Genomic DNA, 16,431 nt, shown 5'->3' with positions numbered 1-16,431 from the left:
AAAATGCTTGAACTTCTTGTTTGCCCCATTACAGGGGGAAACCTCTCTTTTAATCGAAAAACACAAGAGCTTATTTCACTTAAAGCAAAACTTGCCTATCTTAGTAAAAAAGCATAAAATTTTCTCAACAACAACGTTAAAAAAGCCGCAAAATAGGTAAACCCATTCTTTGCTTTCTCAAGATCTTATTTTCAATTTTGAATACAAAGATTATTAATGATAATTTTTGAATGGTTTAATTAAATTATTTTTCTAGCATAACATAAGCTAATAGACGGGAATCTTGTGTTATTCCTGATTGCTCTATCAAAAAATCGAGTAGAAAAAATCTCTAAGCAAACAAAAACCCCAAATAGGTAGCAAGCCTAAATGGGATAATTGCATTAATTATATCAAAATACTTCAATTATTTAACATGATTATTCATGGATCAGTGATTGAATAATTTTCTACTCATATTATCTCGTATCAGTAAAATCATAGGTCTTTTCACTTTTTTCTTATTTTAAAAAACTAAACAAGGAGTGAAAAATCAACTTCATGCATACATACCAATTGGGGCAATATACTGAAAGCAAAGAGCAGCACTTGATTTCACCCTACTTAAACGGATGAACAGTAAATCATATAATCTCTTCTCGTTGAAGAATTGAGATGATTATAAACTCGTTGGAAGTGTTTACATGACATTGTGAATGATGTCATTCACCATACCACCTATGCTCACCAAAAAACCAAAAAGACTTAAAAAAATACCAATCATGGTATAACCCCCCTTATAATAAATAATTTACCAGATGCTCAAACATACATTAAGAATGTCCAGATGAACATCTAGATATCCAATTTCAACTTTTAAAAGATTAAAAAACAAAAGATTTTCTGCTTCTCCCTTAATCTCTGACGAAAAACGCCCAAAGCCTTAATAACTAGACTATGTATTTAAATCCTGTTTGTCAATTTAATTATTTGAATATATTCTTCTACACAAAACCAACTTTTACAAATAAAAGGGAACTTTAAACTTTATTATACTATACAGAAAATCTGGATATTCTCTTAGAAATTAGAAGAAAATAGAGGAGTTTTGATATAGAGAAAATTGAAATTTTTCAGACGTCAATACTCATCTCAACTTTGGGTGAAATTATAGGTATCATGGAAGGGGGTATCGTATTGATATTTTTATTACTTTATTCATTATTAGTGCTGATGATACTGTTTTGGGGGATAATTAATTTTTTGATATTTCTTTATTTTTATCAAAGTGTTTTCTTTAAAGAAATATACTTTGAAGAAGAGTGAATTTGAGAAAGTCTATCCATTGGCGTTATGAGTGATCTACAAGCCATTTTTTATAAAGAAAAGATTTATTTTCTATTTTTCTATAGAGGACGAGCTTCTGAAGCGAGCATAATGGGAACACCGTCGCGAATAGGATAAGCAAGTTTTGCTTTAAGTGAAATAAGCTCTTGTGTTTTTCGATTAAAAGAGAGGTTTCCCCCTGTAATGGGGCAAACAAGAAGTTCAAGCATTTTAGGATCGGTTGTCATTTTTTTCATATCATGAAATCCATTAATTTAAACGGTTGTTTAATCCTTTCTGTTTCATAAGGGAACGCTCTGTTAAAGCGAGAAGGGTTTGAGCACGGCTCTCAATGTCTGGTGCTTCCAGCAGAGCTTGTTTTTCTTCTGGAGTAAAAGGAATAAGGGCTGAGAGTGCATTAACCAATACCGGTGTCGGTGTTTGTACAATGTTGTCCCAGTTATGCTCCATTTCATGGATGGTTAGGTAATGCTCAATAGTGCTTAATAAATTTTCCCGATTAATACTCTCTGAAATGTTAGGTTCTTGTAAATCTTTTGTATTGGATTGAATCATGGCAACTCGATAAGATTTTGTGTTTACTAATTCTTGTTCTAGAGTAAAACGACAAATGCCTTGTAGTGCAATCAGGAGTCGTCCATTTCCTGTTTCATTGTAATTTGTGATACGACCTATGCAGCCCATCTTGTAAAGCTGGGTAGATGGGCAATCTCCACTTGACGAAAGTGGTTGAATAATACCTAATAGACGGTTAGATGCCATAACATCCTCAATCATTTCAAGAACGTTTGGTTGAAAGATGTTAAGCGATAAAAAACCTCCAGGGAGAAGTAGCGCACCTTCTAAAGGAAAGAGAGCAATTTTCTTTGGTAAGTCATTTTCGCAATTATAGCAAATATTTCCAACTTTCATGGTGGTTTTATAACCTTTATCTAATGTCGTTTGGTGTGTAAACGATCCTAGTTTATGATATCATTGAGCCATAGGAAAAACTATATTATTTAAATTGAAGTCATAATTTAAAAAACTTTATTTGCTTATAATGAGCAGTGATTTCAATCACATATATAATGGGAAGTAAGAATAACTGAATTGCATTAAGAAAGATTTTATATGTATAAGTTTATGTGATTGTAATTTTCTCATTATTGGGTTGGATTTATGATAATATCTTTACTAAGAAAGTTGTTTGATGTTATGGTTGAACTGTGGAAGGAAATTATTTTCTGTTCTTGATCTAAGATGCTTTGATTTTTCTTAGAGGTACTTTCATTTGTAGTTTTTGCATTTTTTCTTTTCTCTTTAATTTTACTTATCACAAAAATTTTTGTTTTATAATGTTAAAAAGATTAGCATGATAGGGTTTCAGAATAATCTAGATATATACAAAGATTTGAAATTTAAAAATACTATTGTCAATTTGTTAATAACCATAAAGAGACGATAGATTGTAATGAAAAAGAGTGGTATCATTGATTTTCTCATTATTTTACAGAAAATGCAAAGTATAAATTATTTTTTTGCTGCCTAAGAAGGAAGGGTTCTATAATCTCTTAGGCTTCAAAAGTATATAAAGAAATGAGGTGGATCTGGAAAGTTAAAAGGATCTACGTCAACGATATAATTGGGAGCGTTATTTTAAGTTTTTCGAACTTATGATGGCGAGGCAGAAGTTGTCGCATTATGGGATATGAGGTGCGGCTTTGGAGAAATCATGGGCGCGGTATCGCAAGAATTTGAAACATCTTCTTTTAAAAAACTTCCTTTGCACGAATTGCACGAAAAAGCAGAAGCAAAATTTGGTGTTTTTGCAGGGTGGAAGATGCCTCTGACTTATCCTCTTGGGGTTTTAAAAGAACATCTTCATACCCGTGTTAATGCTGGTCTTTTTGATATTTCTCATATGAAGTTGATTGTTGTTGAGGGGCCGCAAGCAGTTGAGTTTTTGTCCTATGCTCTGCCTGTCGATGCAGCGCTTTTAAAAGATCGACAATCACGATATAATTATTTGCTTAATGAGCAAGCTGGTATTCTTGATGATCTTATTATTACCCGTGTTGGAGAATGCCGTTTTATGCTTGTGGTCAATGCAGGTAATGCGCAAGCTGATTTTATCGAACTTGAGCGGCGTGCTGTTGGTTTTGATTGTCAGGTAACAGGGTATGATAGAGTGTTGCTCGCGCTTCAAGGACCGCAAGCTGCAGCTGTTATGGCTGATGCAGGTTTTCCTGGGAATGAGCTGCTTTTTATGCAAGGGTTTGAACCGCAACAAGATTGGTTTTTGACACGTTCTGGTTATACAGGGGAAGACGGTTTTGAAATTGCACTTCCGGTAAATCAAGCTTACTCATTGGCAGAAAAATTACTGAGTGATGATCGCGTTGAGTGGATTGGTCTTGCAGCACGTGACAGTCTTCGGTTAGAAGCGGGATTATGTTTACATGGTAATGATATTACACCCGATACCAATCCCATTGAAGCTGCACTGACATGGGCTGTTCCTAAAACTGTTCGAGAAAAAGCCAAATTTTATGGGGCAAAAGCTTTTCTTCAAGCCTATGAAAAGGGGCCATCTCGCTGTCGGGTTGGTTTAAAGCCACAAACTCGTCAGCCTGTTCGTGCGGGTGCTGTGCTTTTAGATAATGAGGGTAATCAGATTGGGATGGTAACATCAGGTGGCTTTGGTCCTTCTTTTGATGGACCTGTGGCAATGGGTTATGTTTCTGTTGGTTGGGAAACTGCAGGAACAGAAGTATTTACTGAATTACGTGGTAAAAAAATTGCATTATCTGTGCATGTACTTCCTTTTGTTGAACAACGTTATTTTAAAGGATAAAGCTTCATGTCTAAGGTTTATTTTACACAAGATCACGAATGGCTTAACATTGAAGGAGAGATCGCTACCGTCGGCGTCACTCATTATGCTCAAGAGCAATTAGGTGATTTGGTTTTTATTGATTTGCCACAGTGTGGAACTCGACTCTCTCAAGGGGATTCTGCAGCTGTTGTAGAATCTGTTAAAGCAGCTTCGGACGTTTATTCACCTATCGATGGTGAAGTTGTTGAAATTAATGAAGCTTTAGCAGATGATCCTGCACTGGTGAACAAAAAAGCTGAAAAAGAAGGTTGGTTATGGAAAATGAAATTGCATGATAAAACACAGCTTAACGGCTTAATGGATGAGGATGCTTATAGAGTCCTGATAGGATAAATATTATGCAAGAACGTAGTTTTTTTTCACGACATATAGGAGTTCGTCATAGTGAAATGAAAGAAATGCTGAGTGTTTTGGCACTTGATTCTGTTGATACATTGATCTCTCAAGCAGTTCCTTCATCTATTCATTTAAATCGTTCACTTGATTTGCCAAAAGCAGCAAGTGAAGGACAGGCGTTAGAAGAATTATCTCAGATCATGGGACGCAATCATTTGCGTAAGAGTTTTATTGGTCAGGGGTATTATGGGACGTATGTTCCCCCTGTTATTCTGCGTAATTTTTTTGAAAATCCAGCTTGGTATACTGCTTATACACCCTATCAGGCAGAAATTAGCCAAGGTCGCTTAGAGCTTTTATTTTATTTTCAGACATTGGTTAGTGAGCTCACAGGGTTGCCTGTTGCGGCAGCCTCACTTCTGGATGAAGCAACAGCTTTAGCTGAAGCGAATGCGATTTCTGTACGCTTTGCACGTGGAAAGAAAACCAAAATTTCAGTTCAGAGTCTTTTACATCCTCAAACTTTAAGTGTTGCGCAAACGCGTGCTGAAACACAAGGCATTTGCTTAAGTCAGAATAAGGGGATTTGTGCTGAAACGGCAGCTATTGTTCTGTCTTGGCCAGATGCAATAGGTTGTTTTAGAGACTACAGTGAAGTTATTAATGAAGCAAAAGCGCACGGGGCTTTGGTGATTGTTGTTGCAGATCCTTTAGCGCTTACGATTATGGAACCACCAGCTAAATGGGGAGCCGATATTGTTGTGGGATCTATGCAGCGTTATGGTGTTCCAATGGGTTTTGGTGGCCCTCATGCAGGGTATCTTGTGGTCAGTGATGATCTAACACGCTTGATTCCAGGGCGTATTGTTGGTCAGTCGACGGATACTCAAGGGCGTGTTAGCTTTCGTTTAGCTTTACAAACTCGTGAACAACATATTCGACGCGATAAGGCAACATCAAACATATGTACAGCGCAAGCTTTGTTAGCAAATATGGCTACTGCTTATGCTCTTTGGCATGGACCACAAGGTTTACAGACGATTGCTAAGCGGATTCACAATTTAACATGTCGTTTTGCACGTGGTTTAGAGAAAGTTGGTGTATATTGTGAAGGAAAATATTTTTTTGATTGTGTGAGCGTTGTTGTTAAAGGAAAAGCACAAGAAATTGCAAACCAAGCAAAAATGGGTGGGTATCTTATTCATGTTCTTGATGAAGATCGAGTTGCGATCAATTTTGATGAATTATCAACAGAAGAAGACGCCAGTGCTTTGGCCAAGCTTTTTGGTGCGCAATTAGCAGATCAGGTTTCTCCTCAGCTTTTGGGAGAAGGGCGTGATGCTGGTTTTCTTTCGCAACCATTTTTTCATGCGGTTCATTCAGAAACAGATATGATACGCTTTTTGCGTCGTTTGGCAGACAAAGATTTAGCGCTGGATCGGGCGATGATACCGCTTGGTTCTTGTACGATGAAACTTAATGCCGCTGCTGAATTAATGCCTATGAGTTGGCCTATGGTAGCGAATATACACCCTTTTGCTCCTAAAGGAGATGAAGCAGGATATCAGGAAATGATCAGCCAGTTAAATGCTTGGTTGTGTGAAATTACAGGATTTTCCAAAATTTCTTTTCAGCCAAATTCTGGTGCTCAAGGTGAATATGCTGGGCTTTTGGCTATTCGCAGATATCACCAATCGCGTGGTGACCATCAACGCAATATTTGTCTTGTTCCTGCATCTGCACATGGCACAAATCCAGCTTCTGCTCATATGGCCGGGATGGAAGTCGTTGTCGTTAAGTGTTTAAATGATGGTGATGTTGATATTGATGATTTGAAAGCGAAAGCGCAATTGCATAAAGATTGTTTAGCCGCTTTAATGATCACCTACCCTTCAACACATGGTGTTTACGAAGAGAGCATTAAAGATATTTGTGCTATTACCCATGAAAATGGTGGGCAGGTTTATTTTGATGGGGCTAATTTGAATGCACTTGTAGGCCTCGCACGTCCAGCAGATATAGGAGCGGATGTTTGTCATATGAATCTTCATAAAACATTCGCAATCCCCCATGGTGGTGGTGGTCCTGGTGCTGGTCCAATTGGTGTAAAAGAGCATTTAGAGCCATTTTTACCTGGTCATGAACAGGATAAGACAACACATGCGGTTTCAGCAGCACCTCATGGAAGTGCTTCCATTCTTGTCATTACATGGATGTATATTCGGATGATGGGAGCTGATGGTTTGAAATATGCAACGCAAATAGCAATATTAAACGCTAATTATATTGCTGAGCGTCTTTCGAAAGCTTATTCTATTCTTTATCGGGGTAAGTTTGGGCGTGTCGCTCATGAGTGCATTGTTGACGTGCGCTTGTTCAAAGAGCAATATGGCATCAGTGTTGATGACATTGCTAAGCGTTTGATTGATTATGGGTTTCATGCGCCGACCATGTCGTTTCCAGTTCCTGGGACTTTGATGATTGAACCAACTGAATCAGAGCCAAAAGCAGAGATTGATCGTTTGTGTGATGCTTTGCTATCTATTGCTGAGGAAGCTAAAAAAGTTGGTATGGGTATTTGGCCTAAAGAAGATAACCCATTGGTTAATGCACCCCATACATTGACAGATATTGTAGAGGATGAGTGGAAGCGGCCTTATTCACGACAAGAAGCTGTTTTTCCTGGTTGTCACATTAATCCTGCAAATAAATATTGGCCACCTGTTTCGCGTATTGATAATGTTGCTGGCGATAGAATGTTAATTTGTTCTTGTCCACCACTTATTGATACGTATTAAATTATTTGCAAATCTTGCTTTAAAAAAGCTCACATATTATATTGCGCCTTTTAGACTCTTGATGAATTATGAGATGATTTCAAATTCTACTTAGTTAATACTTAACTTTTTACTGATGAATTGATCACTTTTCTTCTATGATTTTATGATCGACATTGTCAAATATTCAACATAAACTTTTTGTGTTTCCAAGTATTTCTCTGATCATTTTGCAATAGAGGCAACAATTTATAATATTTTGATTCAGTTTAAGATTATTGTGCGTTGGTAGCAGTTTAGCGATGGTATTGAGAGGGAGAGAAGGTTTCACAGGAAAAGCTTATTTATATCTTCACGTACACACTCTTCAATTATTTCAGGATGAGACGCTCATCATGATAAGTTAGTTGTTGGCAATGTAAAATAAGGTGGGATATCCATGGCGCCATTTTGCAAGATAAATGGAGTATTTTAATCATTTTTCGATAATTTAAATATAAATTTGTTTACAGCGAGGGCCAAGAGATGTCAAAATTTCATACGGAATGGTATCTGCATCTGCAGCAACATCTTCAACAGTTTGGTGGGGGCCAATCAGTTCTACCCAGTCGCCTATTTTAGGTTTTTCACATTCAAGATCGGTTGCATCCACAATTGTGGAATCCATGGAGATACGTCCAACAATAGGGAGTTTATGTCCGTTGAAATAAACAGCACCTTTATTGGAAAGAGTGCGTAGCCAACCATCAGCATAGCCTATAGAAACAGTTATGAGGGTACTCGGTCGAGAGGTCACGAAGCTTCCTCCATAGCCAACAGGGGTGCCTGTATCAACATGGCGACTCTGAATAACTTGAGTTTCGAGTTTTAAAACAGGTTTGATAGGGGTTGGGCATTTTCCATGAGGATCAACCCCGTAAAGTGCAATGCCTGGGCGAACGAGATCAAAGTAGAAGTCTCTATTGAGGAAAATTCCTCCGGAATTGGCAAGTGATACTTTACAGGTGGGGAGCTGTGCAAACGCTGTTTTTATCGCAGTTAATTGAGTATTATTTGATGCATGTGTAGCGTCATCTCCATTGGAAAGATGGCTCATAATATATTTTATGTTAGCTTTTTCAAAAATGGTAGGATGTTTGATAAGCTGTTGTAATTCTTCTTGGTCAAGCCCCAATCGGTTCATATTTGTATCAATTTGGATGATTGCTGGAAATTTTTGATGTTTTTTTTGGCAAAGCATTTGCCAACTTTCGATCGCATGCCAAGAATTCAGAACAGGGATAATATTCGCTTGAGCAACAAATTCCTCTGTAGTCGGTGGACAGCCGTTAAGAAGGACGAGAGTCATATTGGGAGGCAAAATGGTTTTTAGTTGCAGTGCTTCTTGGATTTGAGAAACAAAAAAGGTACGGCAACCAGCCTGATAAAGTGCAGGAGAAATTTTTTCAACTCCCATTCCATAGGCATTTGCTTTCACAACAGCGGAGCATTCTGCAGGAGCGATATGTTGAGCTAAAATTTTATAATTTGCAATAATAGCACCAAGATCAATGGTTGCTACAGTTGTATAAGGAAGTTCAGCGTTTGTTTCATAATCAACAAATTGGTTCATTTTAAAGTTCTATCTATTTTATAAGACCCAAAATTTTCTACACGTTATTATTGATTAGCTCCTATGGAATACAAAAAAGAGGATTCGAATATGTTTTCTTTTTAAAATCATTAACGGTTTATACCGAATTATGATCTGTAAAGAGAAGATTCTAAAATAAAAAGCTCAATTTTAATATACTCATAGAATTATTTTCTGCTTTGTTTGCATTTTATAAAATAGTCTCTATGTAAAATTTGTAAAAATAATATCAAGTCGGTTCTTTTTTCACCGATTTTTTGTATGTGTCACCGGTGCGTGATTTAGATAAAAGAGATTATCTATTGTTATAAGATGGTCTATTCATCTTTGAAAAAAATACATCAGAGATTATTTTCATTGATTTGATGGTCAGTAGACCCTGGCTTATTGGTTATATATGAAAAATGACGATGCAGCTGAACTAATTTATGATAATAAGAAGTTTGCATATTGATAAGATAATGCACCACTTTCATCTTTTCTTTTGAAGAAGTTTTTGTATAAAATTATCAAGAATTGTTCATGCTTGAAGAGAGATATTGGAAGATGTGTGTGTAAGCATTATACAATTTGCACAATCTGAGATTCAATGTTTAATAAAGATGTAAAGAAGAATTTTATGAGTACATCTATTCTCAATGTTAAGGCAGATATCAGTAACACTGTGTCGAATTTTCTAATTCCTGAAAATGTATTTACACTCGCTGTTCAGGAGGTTTGTCACTATACAGACCGTTTGTTTAAATTTCGCCTAAACCGTCCAAACAATTTTCGTTTTCGTTCGGGTGAGTTTATTATGATCGGTTTGCCAAATGCAGAAAAGCCGGTTTATCGTGCGTATTCAATTGCAAGTCCATTTTGGGATGAACAGCTTGAGTTTTTTTCGATTAAAGTTCCAGGGGGGCCATTGACTGAACATCTCCAAAAAATCAAAATTGGTGATACGGTTTTAATGCGTAAAAAATCTACTGGAACATTGGTTCTTGATGCCCTTATTCCTGGAAAGCGTCTTTATCTTCTTTCAACAGGGACAGGGGTCGCTCCTTTTGCAAGCTTGATTCGTGATCCTGAAACATATGAAAAATTTTCTCAAGTGATCCTGATTCAAACTACGCGTGAATGTAATGAGCTGATTTATGCAAAAGATCTTGTAGCGTCTTTGCAACAAGATTCATTGATTGGTGAATATGCTCAGCAATTGATGTTTTATCCTATGACCACCCGTGAGCCTTCAGAACACATGGGGCGTATTACCACTGTTATGAAGAGTGGTACTTTTTTTGAAGAAACTGGTTTGCCTAAAATCAATTCTGATGAAGATCGGGTGATGATTTGCGGCTCAATAGAGATGATAAAAGATTGTGCTGCAATGTGTGAAGGTTTTGGGCTCGTAGAGGGAGCAAATAATTCGCCTGCCACTTATGTTGTGGAACGTGCTTTTGTAGGTTGAAGCAGTCGTTTGTGTGCAGTGTGGTACTTATGTTCCCACTTATCTTGTACTTCCTCTTTGACAAGCTTTAACAGGAGGAGTTTAAGAAGATTGCATTTTGTAAATCATGACTAACGAAAACGAAAATAGATATTGATAGTTTGTTTGTGGATGTGTGTATAAGGTGGTCTGTTTTGGTTATGATTTTTCTATGGGATGGTTGTATAAGGGTGATTGAATAAACTACACTATACAAAGTAAAAAAGAGCGGAATGAATAATTCTTGAAATTGAATAAAACGCACGGTATGGCAAGAATATGGAAAAGAAATTTAAAGTTGCTGCCCTTTATTGTTTTGCAGATTTGAAGCATTACCAAAAATTACAAAAGCCTTTGCTGGATTTATGTCAGGAAAATGGCATTAAAGGAACCCTCCTTTTAGCAAAAGAGGGGATTAACGGAACTGTTGCCGGTTCTTGTGCTGCAATTGAAACATTGGTGCGTTTTATTATTGCAGAACCTGCATTCCAGACACCAGAGCTTAAATATTCATGGGCATCAAAAATGCCTTTTCATCGTATAAAAGTGCGATTGAAAAAAGAAATTGTAACAATGGGAGTTGAAGGGATTAACCCGCTGAAAGCTGTTGGTACTTATGTTGCTCCTGAAGATTGGAATGCTCTGATTCAAAATGAAGAGACGCTTGTTATTGATACGCGTAATGATTATGAATATATGCTGGGTAGTTTTCAAGGGGCAGTAGATCCTAATATTAAAACATTTCGTGAATTTCCTCAATGGGTTGCCAATCATCAAGATGAGCTGAAGAAGAAAAAAAGAATCGCAATGTTTTGCACGGGTGGTATTCGGTGTGAAAAATCAACGTCTTATATGCGTGAGCTTGGTTATGAGGAGGTTTACCACCTAAAGGGTGGTATTCTTCAATATTTGGAAACAATTCCAAAAGAAGAAAGTTTGTGGCAAGGCGAGTGCTTTGTTTTTGATGAGCGTGTTTCTGTTGGACATGGTCTTGAAGAATCTGGGCGCGAATTATGCCGAGCATGTCGTTATCCTCTCGGTACTGAAGGCAAATTATCCCCTCGTTATGAAGAAGGGGTATCTTGTGATGCGTGTTATGATACGCGTAGTGAATTCGATAAACAGCGTTTTCGGGAACGTCACAGGCAGTTTCAATTAGCAAAAGCTCGCGCCATGAACTCTCATCAAGGGCTGTAAGGGCACTAAGCTATAAGATACCATTTGGGGTGTTCCTTCTATTTTAAAGAGGGAAGTATTTTCATAAAATATTTTTTATTATTTTTCATAGAAAAATAGAGAAATAAGCTACTCAATATGTATGGAGCAATGTTGCTTTTTTGCAATTGTTTTTGGCTGAAAGATTAAAAAAGTCTTAAAATTAAAAAAAAGATTGCAATGAATTGAAATTCATCTTATACGCAGCATTGCCCAAAGTCGCACGTGCCTGTGGGTGTCCACTGGTTCCCAAATGGTGGGATTAACCGGTACGGTACCTGGAACTAACCGCTCCAGTCATTCTTGCGGCCGATCGAAAGAATGAGGACATCTTGAAGCAACGACGGTGCGGGCCTTTCTGGTGTCTTCCAGCTATAAGCTATAAATGCGGGGATAACTATAGAGGCACACCTCATTGCCTTCAGTGCGGAAGTGTTTTGTGCAACTCCAATCAAAAAGGCAGACAAAGTAGAGTAACGCGTTTTCGCGCTATTCCTTCGTGGCATACAATACTGTTCTTCCTGACGTTATGGGGTAGAAGTGGTGGTTGTGTGTATTTTGTCCTTTGGCCATGAGCAGTTTTATGCTGTTGAATTGGCATAGAGTAGAAAACTTTTGTTTTCTGAGGAGGATTGCAAATGGCAACGCAACGTATTCGTGATTTTCTTTCAACACATCGTTCTGAAGGTCCGTGTTTGGTTGTGGATCTTGATGTTGTCCATGAAAATTATTTGAATTTTGAAAAAGCTCTTCCACAATCACGTATTTTTTATGCGGTGAAGGCGAATCCCGCACATGAAATTCTGCGCTTACTTGTTTCTTTAGGATCATCTTTTGATGCAGCTTCTGTTGCAGAAATTAAAATGGTTTTAGAAGCAGGTGCAACGGCTGAGCGTATTTCTTTTGGGAATACTATTAAGAAGGAGCGTGATATTGCCTCTGCACATGCACTTGGTGTCTCGCTTTATGCTGTTGATTGCATTGAAGAAGTGGAAAAAGTGGCTCGTGCTGCACCAGGAGCTCGCGTATTTTGCCGAGTTCTTACCAATGGAGAAGGGGCCGAGTGGCCATTATCACGTAAATTTGGTTGCGTTCCTGCTATGGCAGTTGATGTATTGTGTCGGGCGCACCAATTGGGTTTGCAGGCACATGGAATTTCCTTTCATGTAGGATCACAGCAGACAGACCTGAATGCATGGGATCGTGCTCTCTCAGATGTGGCTATAGTTTTTGAGCGTTTGGAAAAAGAAGGAATTCAGTTGAAATTGATCAATATGGGAGGAGGATTTCCAACACGTTATTTACATGATGTTCCTACTGCGCAAGTTTGTGGTGTCGTTATTTTTGATTCATTGAAAGAATATTTTGGCAATCGTATACCTGAAACAATCATAGAACCAGGGCGTGCAATGGTTGGTAATGCTGGGGTTATTCGCACAGAAGTTGTCCTGATATCTAAAAAAGCAGACAATGATAATGTACGCTGGGTTTATCTTGATGTGGGTAAATTTAATGGCCTTGCTGAAACTATGGATGAAGCGATTCGTTATCCCATTGAGACAATGCGTGATGATAAAGCAATGGAGCCTTGTATTTTAGCCGGGCCTACATGTGATTCGGCAGATGTTATGTATGAAAAGTCACTTTATCTGTTGCCTTTATCTTTAACAGTGGGTGATGAATTGTTAATTCACGGGACCGGCGCTTATACAGCAACTTATGCATCTGTTGCTTTTAATGGTTTTGAGCCTCTACGATCTTATGTAATTTAAATTTTTCTCGTAATAATTGGGGTACGTCGTTATTTTCAATGGTGAAAAATATTTGCATGCGCTTAAAACAGAAAAACTGAGCTTATAGAGCTGTTGTGTTTGTAAGTGATTTTTTAAACGCAGTTTAATTATTAAGATATTTGGGGTCAAGTTCGCATTTTGTAAAAAGTGTCTTCAAGTTTAAGAGCTGATCTTATAACATTTTGACTCGATATTGTCGTGTTGCATTACATGTGACATTGAGAAAAATTTGCAGTATTTTACGCCATCAAGGGGATGAGGATGTTATCTGTTAGCACACCAAATAGGTCTTTGTTTTTCATGGAAGCTGAAGCTGTATGATCACCTAATTGAAATAGGTGATCATGAAAATGATCTAATTTGCACAGAGAAAGATATAACTATAACCTATTAACTCTACGTATTGCTTACATTGTAACCTTGCTCATAGAATATACTTATAGGCAGAACATATGTGGAAAGGAACTTTTTTACATTTAATGCTGTTTAAACTTAGTGCTCTGCGCTGATATTGGTGGATGGCGGTATTTTCTTGAGAAAAAAAGTTAAGAAAGTTAAGATACTAAAAAGAAAAAATATCATAAAAAAGAGATCACTAAAAGCCATGACTGCAGCTTGTGTGTAAACCATATTAAAAAGTTGAACTAAAGCAAGAGTTTGTGGATCAAAAGTAGAGAAGCTGAAAAGTCTAGTAAAGCTTGCAAGTGTTTCAGTCGCTTGGGTATTTCCAGGTTGGACAACTTCAGCTATGCGTTCATAATGGAGATTAGTCCGTTGTGTTATAAGAGTGCTGATAATAGCAAGGCCTACTGCACCGCCAAGATTTCTCATTAAATTAAAAATCCCAGAAGCATTTTTCATCCGTTCTGGTGATAAGGATCCAAAAGCAATGTTATTGATAGGAACCATACATAACATCATAGAACTACCGCGAAGAATTTGAGGCCACAAAAGTTCCCAGAATCCCCAGTCATCTGTGATTGAGGTAGCAAGCCAAGTCCCCCATGCAAAGCCAGCAAATCCTACAGCTATCATAAGACGTGGATCGATTCGTGCTGAAAGAAATCCAGCAAGAGGAGCGGTAAAAAACATAGCCAAACCTGAAATAAACAGCGTTTTTCCAATCATGAGTGCATCATAATGACGAATTTGACTTAAATAGACAGGATATAAATAAGTAAGGCCATAGAGGCCTATTCCAAGCATAAAGGCAAATATAGTAGAGATTGAAAAATTAAAATTGGAAAAAGCAGTAAGATCAACAATTGGTTCTTTTACATTAAAAACACGCCAAAAGAATACACTAGCAGATAAAACCGTAATAATAAAAAAGCTAAATACTAAATTATCATTGAACCAATCACGATGTGCTCCCTCTTCTAAAACATATTCTAAAGATCCCAAGAAGAGTGCCATAGAAATAAGTCCCCACCAGTCAAATTTAGCTAATAAAGAAGGATCTGCTTTATCAAAATCAATCAATTTCCAAGCTAAAATTGAAATAATAATTCCGAAGGGTACATTGATAAGAAAGAGCCAATGCCATGATAAGGCGTGGCTGACATATCCTCCTACTGTTGGACCAATGGTAGGTGCTAATGTTGCAACCAGTCCAATGATCGGTGAAATAATTGGACGTTTCGAAGGAGGAAACATGATATAGGAAGCAACAAAAACACAAGGAATAATGCCTCCACCGATAAAGCCTTGAAGTGCTCGATAAACAATCATCTGTTCAATAGATGTTGCTGTTGCACAAAGGACGGAAGCAATAGTAAATCCAGCAGCTGATACACTGAATAAAACCCGTGTTGAAAGTAAACGCCCTAAAAAGCCAGAAAGGGGTAACATAATGACTTCTGCAATGAGATAGGAGGTTTGAACCCATGAAATTTCACTAGAACTTGCTGAAAGACCAGCTTGAATTTCAGCTAAAGATGAGGAAACAATTTGGATATCCAAAATAGCCATAAACATGCCAACAGTCATGGCAATAAAAGCTATGATTTTACGCATTCCTATGCGTTCTTGAGCACCGGAAGAAGAGGGGGTAGAATTTTTCATAAAGGGATGATTAACTTTTTATAAAAGGCTTTGTATCATGTGGTTGTGTGCGTGTATCAATTGTTACTGAAACACTCATTCCTGCTCGGAAACGACCGCTTTTTAATGCATCTGCAGGGATAGCAATGCGAACTGGCACGCGTTGGGTAATTTTAGTAAAATTGCCTGTGGCATTTTGTGAAGGCAGGAGAGAAAAAATAGCTCCTGTTGCAGGCGAAATGGACAATACGGTTCCTTTAAGAACTTCATTTTTGAAAGCATCCACAGTGACATAAGCAGTTTGTCCGCTATGAATATTTTTCAGTTGCGTTTCTTTATAGTTGGCTTCAACATAAAGTACATGGGTGGGCACTAATGCTGCGAGGCGTTGGCCATTCACAACAAAATCCCCTGTTTTTGCAGTTAAATTTCCAATAATTCCGTCAAATGGAGCGTGCAGAGTGGTTGAATTAAGATCATATTCTGCTTTGTCACGCATAAGCTCAAGACTCTTCGTTTGGCTTTTTACTTCATCTTGTTGTGCTTCTAAAATTTGGATATTAGCCTGTGCAGCAGCTATTTGTGCATCGGTACGGGTGACATTGGCAATGGCTTGTTCATAGGCTGATTTTGCATTATCAACATTAGACTGAGCGACGTAACTATCAACTTTAAGTTGTGTTGCGCGTTCCAGGGTTAGTTTTGCGTTGGTTGCTACAGCTGAAGCAGCATCTTTTTGAGCTCGAGCTTCATCTAAAGCACTGCGAGCAGCTGTAATTTGCGCATCGATACGCATAAGGGTTTTCTGTTGTGTGTTGAGATTCGCTTCAGCTTGATCCAAACTGTTTTGATAATCATCACGTTTTAAATGGAATAGGACATCACCTTTTTTAACAGCTTGATTAGCGTCGACAGGGATGTCTTGAATATATCCATTTAACTTGGTGGCAATGGCCGCTATA

Annotated in this window: 12 protein-coding genes (1 of these 12 running past the window's edge); 7 read left to right on the top strand and 5 right to left on the bottom strand. The window is 37.7% G+C overall.

The window, feature by feature from the left end; genetic code table 11:
- On the top strand, nucleotides 1–117 hold a 117-nt coding region (locus H710_RS06520; RefSeq protein WP_348519598.1), incomplete at its 5' end, for a Trm112 family protein.
- Between the two features lie 1,268 nt (nucleotides 118–1,385).
- Here the strand turns inward: H710_RS06520 and H710_RS06160 are convergent.
- Together H710_RS06160 and H710_RS05575 are read right to left on the bottom strand one after the other, a co-directional pair.
- A complete protein-coding gene (locus tag H710_RS06160; RefSeq protein ID WP_005767680.1) occupies nucleotides 1,386–1,562 on the bottom strand; it encodes a Trm112 family protein in 177 nt (58 codons plus the stop codon).
- A 13-nt stretch (nucleotides 1,563–1,575) separates the two neighbouring features.
- Nucleotides 1,576–2,238, bottom strand: coding sequence for an LON peptidase substrate-binding domain-containing protein (locus H710_RS05575; protein ID WP_041849830.1), 663 nt, complete (start codon nucleotides 2,236–2,238; stop codon nucleotides 1,576–1,578).
- An 802-nt stretch (nucleotides 2,239–3,040) separates the two neighbouring features.
- Here H710_RS05575 and gcvT point away from each other — a divergent pair.
- The 3 genes from gcvT to gcvP are packed head-to-tail and all read left to right on the top strand — an operon-like array spanning nucleotide 3,041 to nucleotide 7,338.
- Entirely contained in the window at nucleotides 3,041–4,162 is a 1,122-nt protein-coding gene (gene gcvT, locus H710_RS05570) for a glycine cleavage system aminomethyltransferase GcvT (protein ID WP_041849829.1), read from the top strand.
- 6 nt (nucleotides 4,163–4,168) lie between these two features.
- Nucleotides 4,169–4,537: a glycine cleavage system protein GcvH gene (gene gcvH, locus H710_RS05565; RefSeq protein ID WP_041849828.1), complete on the top strand. Its 369-nt coding sequence runs from the start codon at nucleotides 4,169–4,171 to the stop codon at nucleotides 4,535–4,537.
- Nucleotides 4,538–4,542: 5 nt separating this feature from the next.
- Nucleotides 4,543–7,338, top strand: a complete 2,796-nt coding sequence (gcvP, locus tag H710_RS05560; RefSeq protein ID WP_041849827.1) for an aminomethyl-transferring glycine dehydrogenase — start codon at nucleotides 4,543–4,545, stop codon at nucleotides 7,336–7,338.
- Nucleotides 7,339–7,807: 469 nt separating this feature from the next.
- Here the strand turns inward: gcvP and alr are convergent, their stop codons facing one another.
- Entirely contained in the window at nucleotides 7,808–8,929 is a 1,122-nt protein-coding gene (gene alr / locus H710_RS05555) for an alanine racemase (protein WP_041849826.1), read from the bottom strand.
- Between the two features lie 640 nt (nucleotides 8,930–9,569).
- Between alr and H710_RS05550 the strand changes: the two genes are divergently transcribed.
- The 3 genes from H710_RS05550 to H710_RS05540 all read left to right on the top strand — a co-directional run bounded on the left by H710_RS05550 (nucleotide 9,570) and on the right by H710_RS05540 (nucleotide 13,405).
- Complete coding sequence (locus tag H710_RS05550) at nucleotides 9,570–10,400, top strand: ferredoxin--NADP reductase (protein WP_041849825.1); 831 nt, start codon at nucleotides 9,570–9,572, stop codon at nucleotides 10,398–10,400.
- A gap of 297 nt (nucleotides 10,401–10,697) precedes the next feature.
- On the top strand, nucleotides 10,698–11,615 hold the full coding sequence (locus H710_RS05545) for a rhodanese-related sulfurtransferase (RefSeq protein WP_041849824.1): 918 nt from the start codon (nucleotides 10,698–10,700) through the stop codon (nucleotides 11,613–11,615).
- 656 nt (nucleotides 11,616–12,271) lie between these two features.
- Complete coding sequence (locus H710_RS05540; protein ID WP_041849823.1) at nucleotides 12,272–13,405, top strand: type III PLP-dependent enzyme; 1,134 nt, start codon at nucleotides 12,272–12,274, stop codon at nucleotides 13,403–13,405.
- Nucleotides 13,406–13,918: 513 nt separating this feature from the next.
- On the opposite strand, the gene H710_RS05535 is transcribed toward H710_RS05540, so the two are convergent.
- Together H710_RS05535 and H710_RS05530 are read right to left on the bottom strand one after the other, a co-directional pair.
- Nucleotides 13,919–15,490, bottom strand: coding sequence for a DHA2 family efflux MFS transporter permease subunit (locus tag H710_RS05535; protein ID WP_041849822.1), 1,572 nt, complete (start codon nucleotides 15,488–15,490; stop codon nucleotides 13,919–13,921).
- A 10-nt stretch (nucleotides 15,491–15,500) separates the two neighbouring features.
- On the bottom strand, nucleotides 15,501–16,431 hold the 3' portion of the coding sequence (locus H710_RS05530) for an HlyD family secretion protein (RefSeq protein WP_041849821.1). Its footprint extends 176 nt past the window's final position; 931 of the gene's 1,107 nt are visible here — the last part of the coding sequence; the start codon falls outside the window, past its right edge; it ends in the stop codon at nucleotides 15,501–15,503.

Origin of the sequence: Bartonella bacilliformis Ver097 (genome assembly GCF_000709795.1) — a bacterium.
GTDB lineage: Bacteria > Pseudomonadota > Alphaproteobacteria > Rhizobiales > Rhizobiaceae > Bartonella > Bartonella bacilliformis_A.
The sequence above is the reverse complement of the archived record's forward strand: the minus strand, read 5'-3'. Positions and strand labels throughout refer to the sequence as shown.

Excerpts from the sequence above, each read along its gene's own strand:
- H710_RS06160 (WP_005767680.1), bottom strand. The coding sequence starts at position 1,562 with ATGAAAAAAATGACAACCGATCCTAAAATGCTTGAACTTCTTGTTTGC.
- H710_RS05575 (WP_041849830.1), bottom strand. The coding sequence starts at position 2,238 with ATGAAAGTTGGAAATATTTGCTATAATTGCGAAAATGACTTACCAAAG.
- gcvT (WP_041849829.1), top strand. The coding sequence starts at position 3,041 with ATGGGCGCGGTATCGCAAGAATTTGAAACATCTTCTTTTAAAAAACTT.
- gcvH (WP_041849828.1), top strand. The coding sequence starts at position 4,169 with ATGTCTAAGGTTTATTTTACACAAGATCACGAATGGCTTAACATTGAA.
- gcvP (WP_041849827.1), top strand. The coding sequence starts at position 4,543 with ATGCAAGAACGTAGTTTTTTTTCACGACATATAGGAGTTCGTCATAGT.
- alr (WP_041849826.1), bottom strand. The coding sequence starts at position 8,929 with ATGAACCAATTTGTTGATTATGAAACAAACGCTGAACTTCCTTATACA.
- H710_RS05550 (WP_041849825.1), top strand. The coding sequence starts at position 9,570 with ATGAGTACATCTATTCTCAATGTTAAGGCAGATATCAGTAACACTGTG.
- H710_RS05545 (WP_041849824.1), top strand. The coding sequence starts at position 10,698 with ATGGAAAAGAAATTTAAAGTTGCTGCCCTTTATTGTTTTGCAGATTTG.
- H710_RS05540 (WP_041849823.1), top strand. The coding sequence starts at position 12,272 with ATGGCAACGCAACGTATTCGTGATTTTCTTTCAACACATCGTTCTGAA.
- H710_RS05535 (WP_041849822.1), bottom strand. The coding sequence starts at position 15,490 with ATGAAAAATTCTACCCCCTCTTCTTCCGGTGCTCAAGAACGCATAGGA.